This window comes from Pedobacter nototheniae (assembly GCF_032678625.1).
GTDB lineage: Bacteria > Bacteroidota > Bacteroidia > Sphingobacteriales > Sphingobacteriaceae > Pedobacter > Pedobacter nototheniae_A.
In genome coordinates this window covers 645,725-664,198 of sequence record NZ_JAVTSO010000001.1, presented here as the reverse complement: position 1 = coordinate 664,198, position 18,474 = coordinate 645,725, and the positions used below count along the sequence as shown (strand labels likewise).

Below are 18,474 nucleotides of genomic sequence, written 5' to 3'. Positions count from 1 at the left end.
TTATGGAATCATTAAGTAATAAGAAAAAAGTACTGGAGCAAAAGCCTTTGAGCTTTATGGAAAGAATGTACCTTCCTGCAATTGCAAAAGGAATGGGCATAACCATTAGCCACTTATTTAAAAAGGAAGCTACGATAAGATATCCAGAAGTTGAGCGCGAGTTTTCGACAAATTTTAGAGGGATGCACTCTCTTAAACGTGATGAAAACGGAAAAGAACGTTGTACAGCTTGTGGTTTATGTGCACTATCTTGTCCGGCGGAAGCCATTACCATGATTGCCGCTGAGCGTAAGCCAGAAGAGAAAGATTTATATCGTGAGGAAAAATATGCTGCAACTTATGAAATCAATATGTTGCGTTGCATTTTCTGCGGTTTATGTGAAGAAGCTTGCCCTAAAGAAGCCATTTATTTAGATGGACCTATAGTGCCGGCAGATTATTTACGTAAAGATTTTATTTACGGAAAAGATAAACTGGTAGAGGCGCCTTTAGAGATGAAGAAATAAAAAACCATTCTGTCTCCCGATTAGCCGGAGCCTAATGGAATACGCGTAAATTAATAAGATTGCTCCATGCCTCGTATGGCGTGGAGAAACAAAGTAAATAAATAAACAAATTAATGGGTACACAAGTATTCTATTTCGTAGCCACATTAAGTATCATCTTTTCACTGATGGTGATTTTTGCAAAAAATCCGATCCACAGTGTATTGTACTTAATTCTTACCTTTTTTACATTTACAGTGCACTATGTGCTGCTAAATGCACAGTTTTTGGCCGTGGTAAACTTTATTGTTTATATGGGGGCCATCATGGTGTTATTCTTATTCGTACTGATGCTACTCAACCTGAATAAGGAAACTGAACCTTCTAAATCGCCATTAATCAAAATAGTAGGTGTTATCGCCGGCTGTTGTTTAGTAGTAACTTTAATCGGATCGTTAAAAGCAGCAACCATTACAAGCCCTTTAATCCTGAAAGATCCGGGATTGGGTTTGGTCGAAAATTTAGGAAAGGAGCTTTTCGGACCATTCTTATTGCCTTTCGAGTTGTCATCGCTTTTACTGTTATCAGCAATGGTTGGAGCCGTTTTATTATCTAAAAAAGATGAGGTAGAAGCATAATGGGAAATTTATTCACACAAGCCGCAGGCGTTCCGCTTAACCATTACATTTATTTAAGTGCAATTATTTTCACAATAGGTGTAATTGGTGTATTAACCCGTAGAAATGCAATCGTAATTTTTATGTCGGTAGAGTTAATGCTAAATGCAGTAAACCTGCTTTTAACAGCATTTTCTGTGCATAGCAATGATCCATCAGGACAGGTTTTCGTATTCTTTATTATGGCATTGGCCGCAGCAGAGGTTGCCGTTGGCTTAAGCATCATTGTAATGGTTTACAGGAATACGAAATCTATAGATATTAATGTTTTAAATCGCCTTAAGTGGTAAATATATACTAAGAATGACAATAGAACAATTGATTTGGTTGGTTCCATTACTTCCTTTTTTAGGGTTTGTAATTAATGGACTGGGCAGAAACTCTTTATCAAAAGGGCTTGTTGGTGTTATCGGGAGCGGGGTAATCTTAGCTTCTTTTATCATTAGCCTTTTTATCTTTTTTAGCTTAAATGGCGATGCACAGAAATCTCACGAAGTATTTTTATTTGATTGGATTAGTGCCGGAAAATTACACATCCCTTTATCTTTCCTGGTTGATCCTTTAAGTTCAATCATGCTGTTGATTATAACAGGTATTGGCTTTTTAATCCATTTGTATTCTACCAGTTACATGCATGATGATGCAGGTTTCGGTAAATTTTTCAGCTATCTGAATCTGTTTGTTTTCTTTATGCTTTTATTGGTATTAGGATCAAACTATATCGTGATGTTTATCGGTTGGGAAGGCGTAGGCTTATGCTCATACCTGTTAATCGGTTTCTGGTACACCAACAGTGCTTATGCATCGGCCGCAAAAAAAGCTTTTGTAATGAACCGTATTGGTGATTTAGGCTTTTTATTAGGCGTATTTTTAATTTTCAATACTTTCGGAAGTGTTGAGTTTGCTAAAGTATTCCCTTTAGCCGCTAACATGATGCCTGGTAAGGAGACTTTAACATTAATTACTATTTTATTATTTATTGGTGCCTGCGGTAAATCAGCACAGTTGCCTTTGTTTACCTGGTTACCAGATGCAATGGCCGGACCAACGCCAGTTTCGGCGTTAATCCACGCGGCTACCATGGTAACGGCGGGTATTTATATGATAGCACGTTCAAGTGTATTATTTGATCTTGCACCATTTACCCAAAATATTATTGCAATTATTGGTACGGCAACGGCCTTAATTGCCGCAATTATTGCCTTAACACAAACAGATATTAAAAAGGTATTGGCTTATTCAACCGTATCTCAATTGGGCTATATGTTTTTAGGTTTGGGCGTTGGCGCTTATACAGGATCATTCTTCCATGTATTAACGCATGCATTCTTTAAAGCTTTATTATTCTTAGGCGCAGGTTCGGTTATCCATGCCATGCACCACGAGCAGGATATGCGCCATATGGGTGGATTAAGGAAAAAACTTCCGGTTACTTTCTTAACCATGATGATTGGTACCATTGCCATTGCAGGTTTACCTCCATTCTCGGGTTTCTTCTCTAAAGATGAAATTTTAGCAAATGCTTACGAACACAATAAAGTACTTTGGGCAATAGGTTTATTTACGGCTTTTTTAACAGCGTTTTATATGTTCAGGATGATGTTCCTTACTTTCTCTGGAAAATACAGAGGTACACATCATGCAGAGAACCATATCCACGAATCGCCAAAAGCCATGACTATTCCATTAATTATTTTAGCAATTTTAGCTGCAATTGGTGGAGTAATCAATATCCCTCATGTATTTGGTGGAAATGAGTGGTTAGCACATTGGTTATCGGGCGCAGGCGTTGCACAACACGAATTGAGCTTGGATCATACTACGGAATATGCTTTAATGGGCGTATCTGTATTGGCTGCTTTAGCCGCTACAATTTATGCGTATAGTAAATATGTTAAAGGTGCACACGTTCCGGTTGCTGATGAAGCACCACGCTCTGCACTGGCGAAATTATCTTACAATAAATTCTATTTAGATGAGATTTACGACTTTTTAATCACCAAACCATTGGATGCACTTTCTAAATTCTTCTATAGGATATTGGATAACAAGGTTATTGATGGAATTGTAAACGGTTTAGGCTGGGGAACAAATGAGGCCAGTAAAGGCGTTCGTTTGTTACAAAGTGGAAACGTAGGTTTCTATATATTTATGATGGTATTTGGTATCGTCGCATTGCTGTTATATACATTTTTATACATATAAAAAGGGTTCAAAATTAAATAATGGAACAACTTTTACTACTTATATTTCTTCCGCTTGCAGGTGCTGTTATTACTGCATTTTCAGGCAAGTCGGCCAAAATAATCTCTACCGTAATTGCGGTGATTTCTTTAGGTCTGGCTTTGTTTATGGCATGCAGTTTTATTCCTGATGCAAGTACACAATTTGAAACTAACTTACCGTGGATTGCCGATTTAGGTATTCGTTTCCATGCAGGTATTGATGGTATTAGCATGTTAGTCGTTTTACTGACAAACATTTTAATCCCGATTATCATTTTATCGAGTTATAAACACGATTATAAAAATCCATCCGCATTTTATGCATTAATACTGTTTATGCAAACCGGATTATTGCTTGTGTTTACTTCGATGGATGCTTTCTTATTCTATATTGGGTGGGAAGCAGCTTTAATCCCGATATATTTTATCTGTGCAGTTTGGGGTGGTAAAGATCGCATTCGCATCAACATGAAGTTTTTTGTTTATACCATAGCAGGATCTTTATTTATGTTAATGGGGATTATCTATTTGTATTTGCAAAACCCGGCACACAACTTTGATTTGCAAGCATTTTACGCTTTAAATTTAGATGCATACCAGCAAGGTTGGATATTTTGGGCTTTCTTTATTGCTTTCGCCATCAAGATGCCGATTTTCCCCTTTCATACCTGGCAGCCTGATACCTATACCGCTGCACCTACTCAGGGTACGATGCTTTTATCAGGTATTATGTTAAAAATGGGTATTTATGGTGTAATCAGGTGGTTGTTGCCAATTGTACCTCAAGGTGTGCACGATTGGGCTAACGTTGCCATTGTATTATCCATCATAGGTATTGTTTACGCTTCTATCATCGCATTTACTCAAAAAGACGCGAAGCGTTTAGTAGCCTACTCCTCTATTGCCCACGTGGGCTTAATTTCTGCAGGCATTTTTGCTTTAAACCAGCAAGGCATGCAAGGTGCAATGGTTCAAATGCTAAGTCACGGTATAAATGTTGTTGGTTTATTCTATGTATTGGATATTATTTACTCGCGCTTGAAAACAAATAAAATCGAAGATTTGGGTGGTATTGCCAAAGTTGCACCACAACTGGCCATTGTTTTCTTAATTATTGTTTTAGGAACAGTAGCCTTACCCGGAACCAATGGTTTTATCGGAGAGTTTCTTTTGTTAATGGGTGTTTATAATTATGGCATCTGGGCAGCGGCAATTGCGGGTTTAACCATTATTTTTGGAGCCGTTTACATGTTGCGCATGTACCAGAATGTAATGCTTGGCAAAACGAATGAATTAACCATCAGTTTTACTGATATCAATGGGACAGAGAAATTAGTCCTTTATATAATCTGTGCATTAATTATTGTTCTGGGTGTGTATCCAAAACCATTATTGCACTTAACAGAGGCATCTGTACAACATTTATTAGAACAGGTAAATCAAAAATTAAACACAGTAAATTAAGCAATGAATATTATTATAACCATTAGTATAACAGCTTTTTTAGTGCTTTATGCAGGTTTGTTTAAAGCAAAAAAAGCATTACTACCGCTTACCGTTGTTGGCTTACTTACTGCGTTAGGATTTACTTTCTGTGCCTGGGGTGGCAACGCTGTTCATTTTGGAATGATGCAGACGGATAATTTTGCCCTGGCATTTTCAGGCATCTGTATTGTAGGTACTTTATTTATTTTTCTGCTTACACAAAACTACTTTCATTCCAAGAGTGATAATATAGCAGAATATTATACCCTGATTCTTTTTGCACTTGCAGGAATGATTATGATGGTTTCTTACAAAAACATGGCTATGCTTTTTGTGGGTTTAGAAATCATGTCGGTAAGTTTATACATCCTTGCGGGGATTAGAAAAAAGGATTTTGCTTCAAATGAAGCCTCATTGAAATATTTCTTAATGGGCGCTTTCTCAACGGGCTTTTTATTATTTGGTATTACCCTAATTTATGGGGCAACAGGATCATTTGATTTAGATAAGATTGAAGCTTATCTGATTGCAAACCCTCAATCCGTTTCTCCGATATTTTACCCGGGTGTAGTTTTAATGATGATTGGTTTAAGCTTTAAAGTAGGGGCGGCTCCTTTTCATTTCTGGACACCAGATGTGTACGAAGGTTCGCCATCTTTAATTACGGCTTTTATGAGTACAGTTGTTAAAACTGCTGGTTTTGCAGCTTTCCTTAGGTTATTTGCAGGTGCCTTGTCTCCACTGCACGATTTTTGGGTAATGCCATTAATGGTTATTGTTTGTTTAACCCTTTTTATCGGCAACGTTACGGCTTTATTCCAGAAGAATTTCAAACGCATGCTTGCCTATTCCAGTATTTCGCATGCAGGTTATCTTTTGTTTTCCCTAATTTATGTGTCACCACAATCAGGTAATAATGTTTTAGTTTATGCAGCAGCCTATACTTTCGCCTCAATTATTGCCTTTGCCGTTTTAATTTTAGTGAAACAAAAAACAGGCAGCGACAGCTTCGATAGCTTTAATGGCTTAGGAAAACGCAATCCATTAGTAGCCTTATGTTTAACGGTTGCTATGTTGTCATTAGCAGGTATTCCGCTTACAGCAGGTTTTATAGGTAAGTATTTAATGTTTTTAAATGTAATGTCAGACTACCGCATACTTTTGGTAGGCTTCGCCGTTTTAAATGCATTGGTTGGTTTTTATTACTATTTCAGGGTAATTGTTGCCATGTACTTTAAGGATGGAGCTGAAACAGAGTTAAGTACGCCAGTTCAATACAAGGTTGTTTTGTTAATTTCAGTAGTTATTACGATTGTGATAGGTATTTACCCGGCAATCGTTTTAAACCTGATTTAACATCCTGTTGATATTGATAAATTATTTGTAGTTTTACGAATAATTGAAATATGCACGATTTTTGGAATAACCTGCATCAACTGATCGCTCCCGAAAAATTATTGAGGGAGGGCGGATTCTATTTAGTGCTATTTGTAATCTATGCAGAAACAGGCCTGTTCTTTGGCTTCTTTCTTCCCGGAGATTATTTATTGTTTTTAGCGGGCATGTTTGTTGCTACGGGCAAACTCGACGTAAACATAGCTGTACTGCTTGCAGGCTTATCTGTAGCAGCAATTATGGGAAATTTTACCGGCTATTGGTTTGGCCGAAAAACCGGACCAATGTTGTACCATAGAAAAGACAGTTTCTTCTTTAAAAAGAAATATTTAAAGGCTGCAGAAGAATATTACAATAAACAAGGCGCATTTGCATTAATAATGGGCAGGTTTGTGCCAATTGTTAGAACTTTTGCACCGATTTTTGCAGGAGTAGTAAAACTTGATTTCAAAAAATTTGCTTTCTACAATATAGTTGGTGGTGTTTTATGGATTGTTTCCCTAACGCTACTGGGTTATTTTTTAGGCAAAAGATTTGAAAAGGAAATAAACGATTATTTATTATATATTATTATTGGGTTTATCATCATCACAACTATACCATTATTAATTACCTTTGTAAAAAGTAAAGTGGTTAAAGATCCGGATGAGGATAAACAGATTTAAATTAGAAATGGGCAAAGACGATCATCACGCATGGCATAGCGTATCACCAGGCAATAACCTTCCAGAAACGGTTAATGCAATTATTGAAATTCCAAAAGGATCAAAAGCAAAATATGAAATAGATAAAGAATCTGGCTTAATTAAATTAGACAGAGTTCTTTTCTCATCAGTAATGTACCCGGCTAACTATGGCTTTATTCCGCAAACTTATTGCGATGATAAAGATCCATTGGACATCTTGGTATTATGTTCTGTTGATGTATATCCAATGACACTTATCGAAGCTAAAGTAGTAGGTGTAATGCATATGGTAGACAACGGAGAGCAAGACGATAAAATTATCGCTGTTGCAGCTCACGATATGTCTGTAAATTATATCAATGACTTAGAGGAACTTCCTCCGCACCAGATGAAAGAAATTGTTCGTTTCTTTCAGGATTATAAAGCATTAGAAGGTAAAAATGTAACTATTGAACATTTACTGGGTGTACGTTATGCGCACAAAGTAATTAAAGAAAGCATAGAACTTTATAATACAACATTTAGAGAATTAGCTTAATGGATTTACCCACGGTCTGCTTGTTTTTAAATTTAAAGTTAAGTGCAATTCTTCCTTCAACAAATTTAGGGATGATTGCAGTACAAGAACCAGATACAACATCAGTAGGATGGCGCTTATTTTTAGCTTTATTTTTGGTTTTATTAAACGGATTTTTTGTAGCGGCTGAGTTTGCTATCGTTAAAGTTCGTGCATCTCAAATTGAAATAAAAGCAAAAACAGGTAGCAGAGTAGGTAAAATGGCTAAAACCATTATCCACAATCTCGATGGCTATTTAGCCGCAACACAATTAGGTATAACGCTTGCATCACTGGGCTTAGGTTGGGTAGGTGAAGGCGTTATGCATACCATCTTTAAAAATCTTTTCGATAGTCTTCAATGGGGATTAAGCGATGCTACTATTCACACCGCATCTACCATTGTTGCCTTCTCTTTAATTACGGTAATGCACATCGTATTTGGTGAGTTGGCTCCGAAATCATTTGCCATTCAAAGACCCGTTGCCACAACATTATTTGTGTCGGTTCCTTTACAGTTGTTTTATGTTGTTTTCAGGCCATTTATTTGGACTTTAAACAGTCTTGCAGCAATAATCCTTAAACCCTTTGGAATTGATACTTCTGCCGGGCACGAATCATTGCACAGTACCGAAGAACTTCAGTATTTATTGGATCAGGGAAAGGAAAGCGGCGCTTTAGATACCAACGAGCATGAGTTAATCAAAAATGTATTTGATTTTAACGAACGCGTGGTTAAAAACATCATGGTTCCAAGAACCAAGATTTCGGGTATTGAATTAAGTTCACCTAAAGAAGAAGTAATTGATACCATTATAAAAGAAGGATACTCCAGGTTACCTGTTTATGATGATATTATGGATAAGATTGTGGGTATTATCCATGCCAAAGATATTTTACCGTTGGTCGCCTCGGGCAATCAACACTGGACAGTAAGCGACATTATCCGCAAACCATATTTTGTAACGGAAACCAAAAAAATCAATGATTTGATGAGCGAGTTGCAATTAAACCGCATTCAAATCGCCATTGTTTTAGATGAATTTGGTGGAACGGCGGGTATGGTAACCCTGGAGGATATTGTTGAAGAGCTTGTTGGCGAAATCCAGGATGAATATGATGAGGAAAAACCACTGGTTGAAAAAGTTTCAGATAATGAATTTATCGTAAATGCTTTTGCTACGGTTTATGATGTAAATGAACATTTACCTCATGATTTACCAGAAGATGAGGATTTCGATACCGTTGGCGGGTTGGTATCGCATATTTTTGGGCGCATACCAGAAGTTGGAGAAAACAATGAATCTTACGGGTATTTGTTTACCATCCTGAAAAAAACTGAACAAAATATCGAAACCATAAAGTTAGAATTGGTCCTTAATAAGGAAGATATGGTGGATAACCACTAATTGCAACCATGCATATTTTTTATACACCAGATATAACCCAAAATAGTTATACCCTTAACGAAGAAGAGAGTAAACATTGTGTTAGGGTACTTCGCTTGGGCATTGGCTCAATCGTTAATCTGGTAGATGGAATAGGCGGCTTTTACACTGCTGAAATTACTTCCGATAATCCCAAAAAAGTATCTTTATCTATATTAAAAGTAGAAACGGAGTTTCATAAGCGAAATCATTACCTGCATATTGCAGTTGCCCCAACCAAAAACATCGATCGTTTGGAGTGGTTTTTAGAAAAGGCCACTGAATTAGGTATTGATGAAATTACCCCTCTTATTACCGATCGGTCTGAACGAAGGGTGGTTAAAGAAGATCGCCTGAACAAAGTGATTACCTCAGCAGTAAAACAATCTATAAAAGCATACCATCCAAAATTAAATGACGCCATTTCTTTGGATGCCTTTTTGAAAGAACCTTTTGAAGGTGATAAATTAATCGCGCATTGTATCGATAACGGAGAGAAGCAATATATATCCGAACTTGTAGCTCCACATCAAAAATATTTAATCCTGATCGGTCCCGAAGGAGATTTCACACCTGATGAAGTTGATTTAGCTTTGAATAAAGGCTTTAAAGCATTAACTTTAGGTGATAACAGATTGCGTACAGAAACGGCTGCATTATCTGTTTGTTTTGAAATCAATTACCTTAACCGATAATCAATTTGAAATTTTCAGTTTTTGGCTTTCCACTTTCGAATAAAAGAGCAAAACTTTTAGCCTTCTGCTTTAGCCTTTTTGCTTTTAGCTTCCTGCTTTTTTCTTTTAGTGTTCCAACCTATCGCATGGCAAAATTAAAGTACAGCGGTGGTGGCGACTGGTATGCTGACCGAACTGCGCTTCCTAATCTAATTGCCTTTTGCAATTCAAATCTTAAAACTAATTTTTACCCGGAAGAAAGCGTTGTTGAAGTGGGCAGTAAGGAAATTTATAACTACCCGTTTATCTATATGACCGGGCACGGTAACGTGGTTTTTAGCGATCAGGAAGTTAAAAACTTAAGGCAGTATTTAACAGGCGGTGGCTTTCTGCATATTGATGATAATTATGGTTTGGATAAGTTTATCAGGCCGCAAATGAAAAAGGTTTTTCCTGAATTAAACTTTGTAGAGTTACCGGCTAACCACGTTATTTATAATCAGAAATTTAAATTCCCGGGAGGTTTGCCTAAAATACACGAGCATGATGGTAAAAGGCCTCAGGGGTTTGCCTTAATTTATAAGGGTAGGGTAGTTTGTTATTACACCTTTGAATGCGATTTAGGGAACGGCTGGGAAGATTTTGGTACTTATCCTGATGATACACAAGAAACAAGAACAAAAGCGCTTAAAATGGGCGCAAATTTAGTTCAGTATGCTTTAACACAATAATAAAATGCATAAAGTAAAAGTTAACGATAAATTTCAATTTGATGTGGAAGCTAAGCCCACTGCATTGTCAATTAATGGTGCCCCGGTTGAAATGGATATGAGTACCTTAGGCAATGGCCTTACTCATGTTTTATATCAGAATAAATCTTTTAATACAGAAGTTGTAGAACTGAACAAAGCAGAAAAGACCTGTATCATCAAAGTAAATGGCCATATATACAACATTAAGGTAGAAGATCAGTTTGATCAGCTATTAAAACAGCTTGGACTTGATAATTTAGCCACAAACAAGGTTTCTGAAATTAAAGCCCCTATGCCAGGTCTTGTTCTAAATGTAATGGTTGGCGAAGATACAGAAGTAAAAAAAGGCGATAATTTATTGATTTTGGAAGCCATGAAAATGGAGAATATTCTCAAGTCATCAACCGATGGAATTGTTAAAAAGATTTTGGTAAAACAAGGAGATAAAGTAGAAAAGAATCAGGTTTTGATCCAATTCAAATAGAAGGTTTTACCACAAATCAAACGTGCAAGTATTGTACAGATTATTTTTGAATAATAGTCTTAAAAATATAAAAGCCCCGATTTTTTAATCGGGGCTTTTATATTATCTGCTTTTATTAACTCTGAAAGCCTTCGGCGGAGCATTTTTAAATTCTCTTTTGCCTTTTGTGCTGATTTCAGGCGCACCTAACATTGTCATTGCGCAGCGGAAGCCGACTTCAGCTGATGATTCATCCTGCTGTAAGAAACGACGTGTTGCGGGGTTTAGCCAGTAAGCCATGTCATTCCATGAACCGCCTTTGTAAACCCTCGATTTATCATTGATTAAGGAAACACCTTCGTCATTCAATAATTTGTTTTGTCTGTCGCGGTAACCTCTTTCATCAGCCTGGTAAGAAGTAACAGCAGCTTTTGGGTCCGGAGATTTTGCAATTGAATCGGCTCTCTTTGCTAAAGCCTGTTTCTCAGCCCAGGTTAATTTTTTACCCGAGTAAGCATTTTCTTTAATCGGTTTACCATATTTATCCAATGCAATTTTACCGCTTGCGGCATCAGCCAATTGTTTATCCTGAAATTGGTTACCACGGTAAGGGTTGAAAGCATCCGCATCTGTAAAGGTTGCTGTACGATAAACGTCGTTAACCCATTCGTTTACATTACCCGCCATATTGTATAAACCAAAATCGTTTGGTGCATAAGAAATAACCGGAACAGTTAAATCTCCCTTATCATTTAATGAACCACCAACACCCATATAATCTCCTGATGCCCTTTTAAAGTTGGCCTGGATCATACCTCTGGTTTTTTTCTTTGCAGAACTAACACCCAAACCATTCCATGGGTAAATTTTATTCTGGTTAATGTTTTCGTATTCCGTGTTGCCAATTAAGCCTAAAGCGGCATATTCCCATTCTGCTTCTGTTGGTAAACGGTAAGGTTGCATGATTACACCATCTTCTAAAGTTGCATTCCTGGTTGGGGTTGCACCTCCACGGCCACCTGCGGCACCAACTGAAGCACCGGCAGCGGCATTATAATCTTTAGGTGCATTTTTACCCTTATCATCATACTGGCCATTTAAATAAGCATCTGTATTAAATGGCTTATCAGGTCTTGCAGTTGCGGCGGTTGTACTGTTATTTCCTCTGCTACCTCCTCCAGCTAATGTTTTGTAATCTGTTAAAATGCCTTTTTCACGTAAAATAAACTCATTTGCCTGAGAAGTTCTCCATTCACAAAAACGTGAAGCCTGCTCCCAGGAAACACCCACAACAGGGTAATCACGGTAGGCCGGGTGTCTTAAGTAATTTTCAACGTAAGGTTCATTATAGGATAATGCCCTGCGCCAAACTAATGTATCAGGCAATTCATTGTAGTAATATTCACGATCTTCAGGATAACTTACCCTGATCCAGTGTAAATATTCTAACCAGTCAGTATTGGAAACTTCTGTTTCATCCATATAAAATGAAGGAACAGTTACCTGTCTTTTATAATTATAAATGCTTGGTTCTACACCTGCAACTTCAATAGCACTACCACCTACAACCAAAACACCACCTTCAATTGGAATTAACCCAGGTCCTGGTGCACGCTTATATTTGGTGGCAACAGCAAAACTGCCATAAGTTTTGTTTTTCTTATCCGCATAGGGAATACCCGTTTTACTGGATCTATTTGAGCTTTTAGAGTTACTGCAACTCGAAAGCAAGCCAATAAGTGACAAACAAGTAAATGAATATAGTAATAGTTTTTTCATATGATACTACGGAATATTGCCTATAGGGCAATCAATTGATAAAATTAAGCAAATTTATATGATTTTAATAAACTTTGTAACAACAAAATGTTGAATATAATTTCAAAGGCATAACGTAATAAGTAAACGGGTATTGTGTTTAGTTTAATCTTAACGTGTTTTTTAGTAACCTTTTAATAATAAGTATTATAGGTTTTTGGATTGCTTTCTGTTGTTATATGCATGCCAACTTTAATTTTCGAAAAAAATAAAATCTTAAATTTTACTCAATACCCAAATGGACAATTAATAAATTTTAACCTACACCTGCCTTTAAAGGAAATGCCCTTTTAAAGAAAAGAATTAATTTTTTCTTTTTTCGGGTGTCATTTTTCAATAACTGCCTCATTGAAATGATAGGCCTTGATATTTAAAGCTAATTGCATATACTTGCAAAGTACATTCATTCAGGCTTTTAATTCTGTTTGTATGTTTAATTAGTGTTTTTTTACGAATTGTAAACGTAAATTAAAATATTAATTATTAATTTACGTTTCTAAAATAATCTCCAATTAATACTAAGACCCGAATCTAAAAATACGTACCTTCAAGGATGAATTTCAAGTACCTCAGTAAACTTGCTTTTTCTGCAATCTCAATGGTTTTGGTGTTTGGTAAATCAAATGCCCAGGTTACTATTGGAGGTGCCCAAACCAACGGGAGTGTATCTAACAATATCATTACAGCTGTACCTTTTATGCTGATTACACCTGATGCACGCGCAGGTGCAATGGGCGATGCTGGTGTTGCAGTACCTGGAGATGTAAATTCGGCAAGCATTAACCCGGCTAAACTTGCATTTTTAGACCAGCCTTACGGCTTCTCTATTTCTTATAGTCCATGGTTAAAAAGCTTGGTTCCTGATATTAACCTGGCTTATCTGGGAGGTTTTTATAAACTTGATGACCGAAATACAATTGGTGCTTCTTTAAGATATTTCTCTTTAGGGCAAATCCAGTTAACCGATATTAATCAGCAGGATTTAGGTATTTCTAATCCTAATGAACTGGCCTTTGATGTAACTTTTGCCCGAACATTTGGAAACGAATTTTCGCTCGGCAGTTCGGTAAGGTATATTTATTCTAACCTGGCCAGCGGGCAATTTTCTTCTACAGGACAGGTTCATGGAGGGAATGCCCTTGCAGTTGATATTGCAGGTTTGTATAAAACATCAACCATGGTTTTTGGTAAAAACACAATTTTATCGGCCGGCGCTAATATTTCAAATATCGGGACCAAAATGAGTTATTCGGATGGAGGAACGAACTTCTTTTTGCCAACCAACCTTAAAATTGGTGGGGCATCAACCATCGCTATTGACGATTTAAGTACATTTACTTTAGCACTTGATTTTAATAAGCTGCTTGTTCCAACACAGCCTATATATGATTCTAATAATAATATCATAAGCGGAAAAGATCCGAACCGATCTGTACCTGCCGGAATTTTTGGTTCTTTTAGTGATGCACCAGGTGGTTTTAGCGAAGAATTGAAAGAAGTAGGTATTTCTACTGGTTTAGAATACTGGTACAATCAGCAGTTTGCTTTACGAGCGGGTTATAATTATCAAAATCCAATGAAAGGCGATAGCCGTTATTTTACATTTGGTGCCGGTTTAAAGTATAATGTCTTTAATATTGATTTTGCCTATCTGGTTGCAAATGCACAAACAAGTCCTTTAGCAAATACCTTACGTTTTAGTCTTTTGTTTAACTTTGGAGACAAAAAGGGGCTAAAAAAATAGTTTCTTTGGTATTTGGTGAGTTGATTTAAACTCATACCATCAAAATAATTTTATTTTTATGAAGATTAGAGTAGGTTTTGGATTTGATGTCCATCAATTAAAAGATCAACACCCTTTTGTGGTTGGTGGTGTTACCCTTGAACACCATAAAGGTGCATTCGGTCATTCTGATGCTGATGTTTTGCTGCATGCCATTTGCGACGCACTTTTAGGTGCCGCAAATTTACGTGATATTGGTTTTCACTTTAAAAATACTGATGATCGCTGGAAGGGAATCAGCAGCCTGGTTTTACTAAAGGAAACCGTAAAATTATTAACAGAAAAGAACTGGCAGGTAGGCAATATAGATGCTATGCTTTGTTTGGAAGCACCAAAAATTAACCCGCATATTCCTGCCATGCAACAACACATAGCAGATGCAATCGGCATCTCTACTGAAGATATTTCGATCAAAGCTACAACTAACGAACAAATGGGTTTTATTGGGAGAGAAGAGGGCGTAGTGGCTTATGCTGTATGTTTGATTGAACGATTATAGATCGAATTTAGATAAAAAAAGGTCCAGACTAATAATTTAGTCTGGACCTTTTTTTATTTAAGAGACAGTTTCTTTCACATTTCCCGTTCTTTTTAAAGTTCCCCAGCTTTCCAGTTCGCCTTTTATGGCTTTACGGAACGAACGGAATAAAACAATGTACATCAATTGCCTCCAGAAAAATCTTTGCGGAAAGATGTAAAGAAGGTTTTTAAACTTTTCGTTTTCCATTTTAAAGGCAATGGCAGCAAAAATCATATCTACCAGGATAAAAATAATGTAGTAAAACAATACCTGGCCAAAACCATTATGCAAACTAAGGATTCCGGAGAAACCAGTTAACGTTAAGTTATTAATGGCACTAAGCGAAAATAAACCGCTAATCAGGGAAATCAGCATAAAGAAATCTGCCAGCGGAGAAAATAAAGGTAATATAATCTGGTAGATTAAGATATTTGGCATACCTACCATACCAAAATAGCCATATTTTTTATTGAGCAAAGTTTTCCTGTTTTTCCAGAAACTTTGCATCACACCAAAGCTCCAGCGGAACCGCTGTTTTAAAAGCATATTTACGGTTTCTGGCGCTTCTGTATAAGCAACAGCTGTTGCACAGTTTTTAACCGTGTAACCTGCTCTTAAAATACGCATGGTTAAATCACAATCCTCCGCAAGGGTATCAATGGTAAAACCACCAATTTCCAATACTACAGCTTTTCTAAAGGCGCCGATGGCGCCAGGAACCACCGTAATGGTATTTAACAAATCGAAAGCCCTTCTATCCATGTTCTGGGCCGTAATGTATTCTATAGACTGCCATTTGGTAATGATGTTGTGCGCGTTGCCAACTTTAACCGTTCCGGCTACGGCAGCAATTTTTTCATCATAAAAATAGCGCATCAATTCGGTTACTGCATCCGTTTTTAACTGGGTGTCAGCATCAATACAAACAATGTAATCAGCAGTTGCGCGGGCTATACCATAATTTAAGGCAGAAGCTTTACCTCCATTTTCTTTGCGGTAAACCTTTACCTGCGGATGATTTCCATATTCACTATTTACCATTTCAAAGGTTTTGTCCTTTGAACCATCATCCACAAAAATCAATTCGAAATCGGGATAAGTTGTTTTTAGTAAGCTTTTTATGGTTTGTATGGCTGTAACTTCTTCATTGTAAGCCGGAATAATAATGCTCACCTTTTCTGAAGGATTTTTAACCAGGAGATGCGCATTTAATTTCGATTTTCTCCTCTGCCTGATGGCCAGGTAAGCAATGAAAATAGTACGAAGAATGGCCAGTACAATTGCAATGGTAAATACAATATCCAAAAAGATATTGGCGTAATATAAGAAACTCAGAAAAAGAAAATTACTTGAACCTGTAAAACCGCTGTTGGCACTTGATTGAACTGCAGGCATTAATTCAGAGCGTTTTTTGCCCATCAAATCGCCTACGGTTGTAAATGTATAACCTTTTTGTTTGTAAAATTTTATAATTCTTGGCAGCGCTGCCACGGTTGCTTCACGATTTCCGCCAGCATCATGTAATAGTAAAATATTACCTCCGTTTTCTTCTTGCTTTACTACCGCATCGAAAATCTGATCGGCGGTTTTGCCGGGTTCCCAATCTTCAGGATCTATATATTCACCAATATTAATGTAGTTTTCCTTTCTGCTCTGTGCAACGGGCAAAATCTCAGAGATGTTTTGCGGCTCAGCATCTGCGTTAAATGGTGCCCTGAATAAAATTGTGCTATGACCGGTTACACATTCAATGATACGGCGGGTAGCATTAAGCTCAAATTTAACCCTGCGTGGACCTATTGCCGACATGTCAGGGTGAAAAAAGGTGTGGTTTCCAATTTCATAGCCATCGTTATACTCCTGTCTGAGTAACTCCATGTTTTTTTCGGCCATGATGCCTACAACAAAGAAACAAGCGGGTACTTTTTCTCTTTTTAATATTTCTAAAACCTGGGGCGTGTAAACTGGGTCAGGGCCATCATCGAAGGTTAAGGCGATTTTTTTATCCGCCTCGCCAAAACGTTTAATTACATATTGCGAAGGCAAACGAATGTATTTCTGATCGGCAATGGTGAAATTGCTTTTGTCCAGCGTAAACTTAACACTTCCTGGAGATGGTGTTGATACCAGATCCAGGATTTCCCCATTACCTATGTAAGAGATACCGCCCATAACCAGTGCCGAAATTTTACGCAGATCTATCGGTTTCTTTTTCAGAGAATCCAGGCTTAAATCGTTCGAAATAAATTGCCATAAACGTTTATCTTCAGATCCCAAACGCCATAAAGCAATTCCGGCAATTCCCCAGTCATCTGCTTTTCTGATTAAATTAAAATTGGTTGCAGCATCAGTAAAATAAACATCGTGCCTTATTCCATTAGCATCATTATAAGTGTAATTTAAATTTGCCGATGCGGGATCGTAATTAATGGTGCTTTTATAATTAACCGCATTTGTAATGGCTGCCTCGTAGGTAACTGGTACGCCAACACTTTTATTTGGCCAATCGTAGCCATAACAAGCCAGGGCCAGAATTACTTTATTCGGATCAACTTTGCTACAAATATCATCCAGTTTATCCTCCACCCATTCCTGGTGCGAAATGTCGCCGGCATTACTCTGATCACTATGCTGATCGTAAGCCATTAAAATAATGTAATCGTTATACTGTTGAAGTATTTCAGGTTTATAGTCGTCGTTTTCTGGCGAAATATCCTGTGAAACAATAAGCTTTTCATTATGAAACTGTGTATACAGGTTTTTCATAAAATTATTAAAAGGGGTACTGTTTTCCAGGTTAAGCTCTTCAAAATCAATATTTATGCCTTTAAAGCCATATTTCTTTGTGATTTTAATCAGGTTACCAATTAACTTTTCCTGCGCATCGGCATCGTTTAATAATCTTCTAACCGCTGCTCCATCCCAATGGTCTTTATTATAGTTGGATACAACTGCTATTGCTGATTTTTTTCCTTCCCTAATCACCCTTAATGCCGCAGTATCTGCCTGATCTACAATAGAATCTCCATTTAAAAAAAAGGATTCTGTAGCAATCATATCCAGGTGACTGATGTTTCTTTTTAAGTTAGAAAGTGATTTATCTTTAGTGCCGGCCCAGCTTACATAAAAAGCCATGTTAATGCGCTTATTATCTCCACGTTTAGAAAGTATGCGGTGCTCGCGATCTTTTTTAATCTTTTGTAGCTTAGACTTTAAAATGGTAAAATCTTTATACTGCTGCGATTTTTTCAATCGCTCTAATTGCTTTTGGGTAAGGGGCGTGTTGGTGTTTATAAAAGGTAGATTTGGCGCCTGTACCGAAGAAAGGGTGTAAGCAACGCAAATGATAGCGATAATGAAGACTAAAAATAAAGTTCTGCTTACCCACGTAAAAGTGTGCCAGCGTCTTTTAGTCTCAGTTTGAAAGATTTGTTTTCCGGACATTTTTCTGATCTGATTTATTTAACAAAACTCAACAAAACACATGAAGATTGGATGAAATTAGATTTACGCAATTTCAGCATTTTA

The 18,474-nt window shown here is 37.1% G+C and carries 16 protein-coding genes; 14 read left to right on the top strand and 2 right to left on the bottom strand.

Annotated features, from left to right (window positions below):
• Positions 1–2 precede the first annotated feature (2 nt).
• The 12 genes from R2Q77_RS03000 (at position 3) to R2Q77_RS02945 (ending at position 10,846) form a co-directional block, all read left to right on the top strand.
• Positions 3–506, top strand: coding sequence for a NuoI/complex I 23 kDa subunit family protein (locus R2Q77_RS03000; protein WP_025146332.1), 504 nt, complete (start codon positions 3–5; stop codon positions 504–506).
• Positions 507–619: 113 nt separating this feature from the next.
• Positions 620–1,123, top strand: coding sequence for an NADH-quinone oxidoreductase subunit J (locus tag R2Q77_RS02995; protein ID WP_316802224.1), 504 nt, complete (start codon positions 620–622; stop codon positions 1,121–1,123).
• A complete protein-coding gene (gene nuoK, locus R2Q77_RS02990) occupies positions 1,123–1,452 on the top strand; it encodes an NADH-quinone oxidoreductase subunit NuoK (protein WP_316802223.1) in 330 nt (109 codons plus the stop codon). The genes R2Q77_RS02995 and nuoK overlap by 1 nt, the downstream gene beginning before the upstream one ends.
• A 13-nt stretch (positions 1,453–1,465) precedes the next feature.
• Positions 1,466–3,367: an NADH-quinone oxidoreductase subunit L gene (nuoL, locus tag R2Q77_RS02985; RefSeq protein ID WP_410479240.1), complete on the top strand. Its 1,902-nt coding sequence runs from the start codon at positions 1,466–1,468 to the stop codon at positions 3,365–3,367.
• 20 nt (positions 3,368–3,387) lie between these two features.
• Positions 3,388–4,851 carry an NADH-quinone oxidoreductase subunit M gene (locus R2Q77_RS02980; RefSeq protein ID WP_316802222.1) on the top strand — a complete coding sequence of 488 codons (1,464 nt, stop codon included), beginning with the start codon at positions 3,388–3,390 and terminating at the stop codon, positions 4,849–4,851.
• Between the two features lie 3 nt (positions 4,852–4,854).
• Entirely contained in the window at positions 4,855–6,228 is a 1,374-nt protein-coding gene (locus tag R2Q77_RS02975) for an NADH-quinone oxidoreductase subunit N (RefSeq protein WP_316802221.1), read from the top strand.
• Positions 6,229–6,278: 50 nt separating this feature from the next.
• Entirely contained in the window at positions 6,279–6,932 is a 654-nt protein-coding gene (locus R2Q77_RS02970; RefSeq protein ID WP_316802220.1) for a DedA family protein, read from the top strand.
• A 7-nt stretch (positions 6,933–6,939) separates the two neighbouring features.
• A complete protein-coding gene (locus tag R2Q77_RS02965) occupies positions 6,940–7,491 on the top strand; it encodes an inorganic diphosphatase (protein WP_131538358.1) in 552 nt (183 codons plus the stop codon).
• A gap of 71 nt (positions 7,492–7,562) precedes the next feature.
• Positions 7,563–8,918 carry a hemolysin family protein gene (locus R2Q77_RS02960; RefSeq protein WP_316802219.1) on the top strand — a complete coding sequence of 452 codons (1,356 nt, stop codon included), beginning with the start codon at positions 7,563–7,565 and terminating at the stop codon, positions 8,916–8,918.
• Positions 8,919–8,926: 8 nt separating this feature from the next.
• Positions 8,927–9,631 (top strand): 16S rRNA (uracil(1498)-N(3))-methyltransferase, encoded by a 705-nt coding sequence (locus R2Q77_RS02955; RefSeq protein WP_316802218.1) that lies wholly within the window; start codon positions 8,927–8,929, stop codon positions 9,629–9,631.
• Between the two features lie 125 nt (positions 9,632–9,756).
• Complete coding sequence (locus R2Q77_RS02950; RefSeq protein ID WP_316802744.1) at positions 9,757–10,341, top strand: DUF4159 domain-containing protein; 585 nt, start codon at positions 9,757–9,759, stop codon at positions 10,339–10,341.
• Positions 10,342–10,345: 4 nt separating this feature from the next.
• Entirely contained in the window at positions 10,346–10,846 is a 501-nt protein-coding gene (locus R2Q77_RS02945) for an acetyl-CoA carboxylase biotin carboxyl carrier protein subunit (protein ID WP_316802217.1), read from the top strand.
• 102 nt (positions 10,847–10,948) lie between these two features.
• Here the strand turns inward: R2Q77_RS02945 and R2Q77_RS02940 are convergent, their stop codons facing one another.
• A complete protein-coding gene (locus tag R2Q77_RS02940; RefSeq protein ID WP_316802216.1) occupies positions 10,949–12,604 on the bottom strand; it encodes an SUMF1/EgtB/PvdO family nonheme iron enzyme in 1,656 nt (551 codons plus the stop codon).
• A 592-nt stretch (positions 12,605–13,196) separates the two neighbouring features.
• Between R2Q77_RS02940 and porV the strand changes: the two genes are divergently transcribed.
• Positions 13,197–14,387, top strand: a complete 1,191-nt coding sequence (gene porV, locus R2Q77_RS02935) for a type IX secretion system outer membrane channel protein PorV (protein WP_316802215.1) — start codon at positions 13,197–13,199, stop codon at positions 14,385–14,387.
• Positions 14,388–14,445: 58 nt separating this feature from the next.
• Positions 14,446–14,925, top strand: coding sequence for a 2-C-methyl-D-erythritol 2,4-cyclodiphosphate synthase (gene ispF / locus R2Q77_RS02930; protein ID WP_316802214.1), 480 nt, complete (start codon positions 14,446–14,448; stop codon positions 14,923–14,925).
• A 57-nt stretch (positions 14,926–14,982) separates the two neighbouring features.
• On the opposite strand, the gene R2Q77_RS02925 is transcribed toward ispF, so the two are convergent.
• Entirely contained in the window at positions 14,983–18,390 is a 3,408-nt protein-coding gene (locus R2Q77_RS02925) for a glycosyltransferase (RefSeq protein WP_316802213.1), read from the bottom strand.
• Between the last annotated feature and the right edge of the window lie 84 nt (positions 18,391–18,474).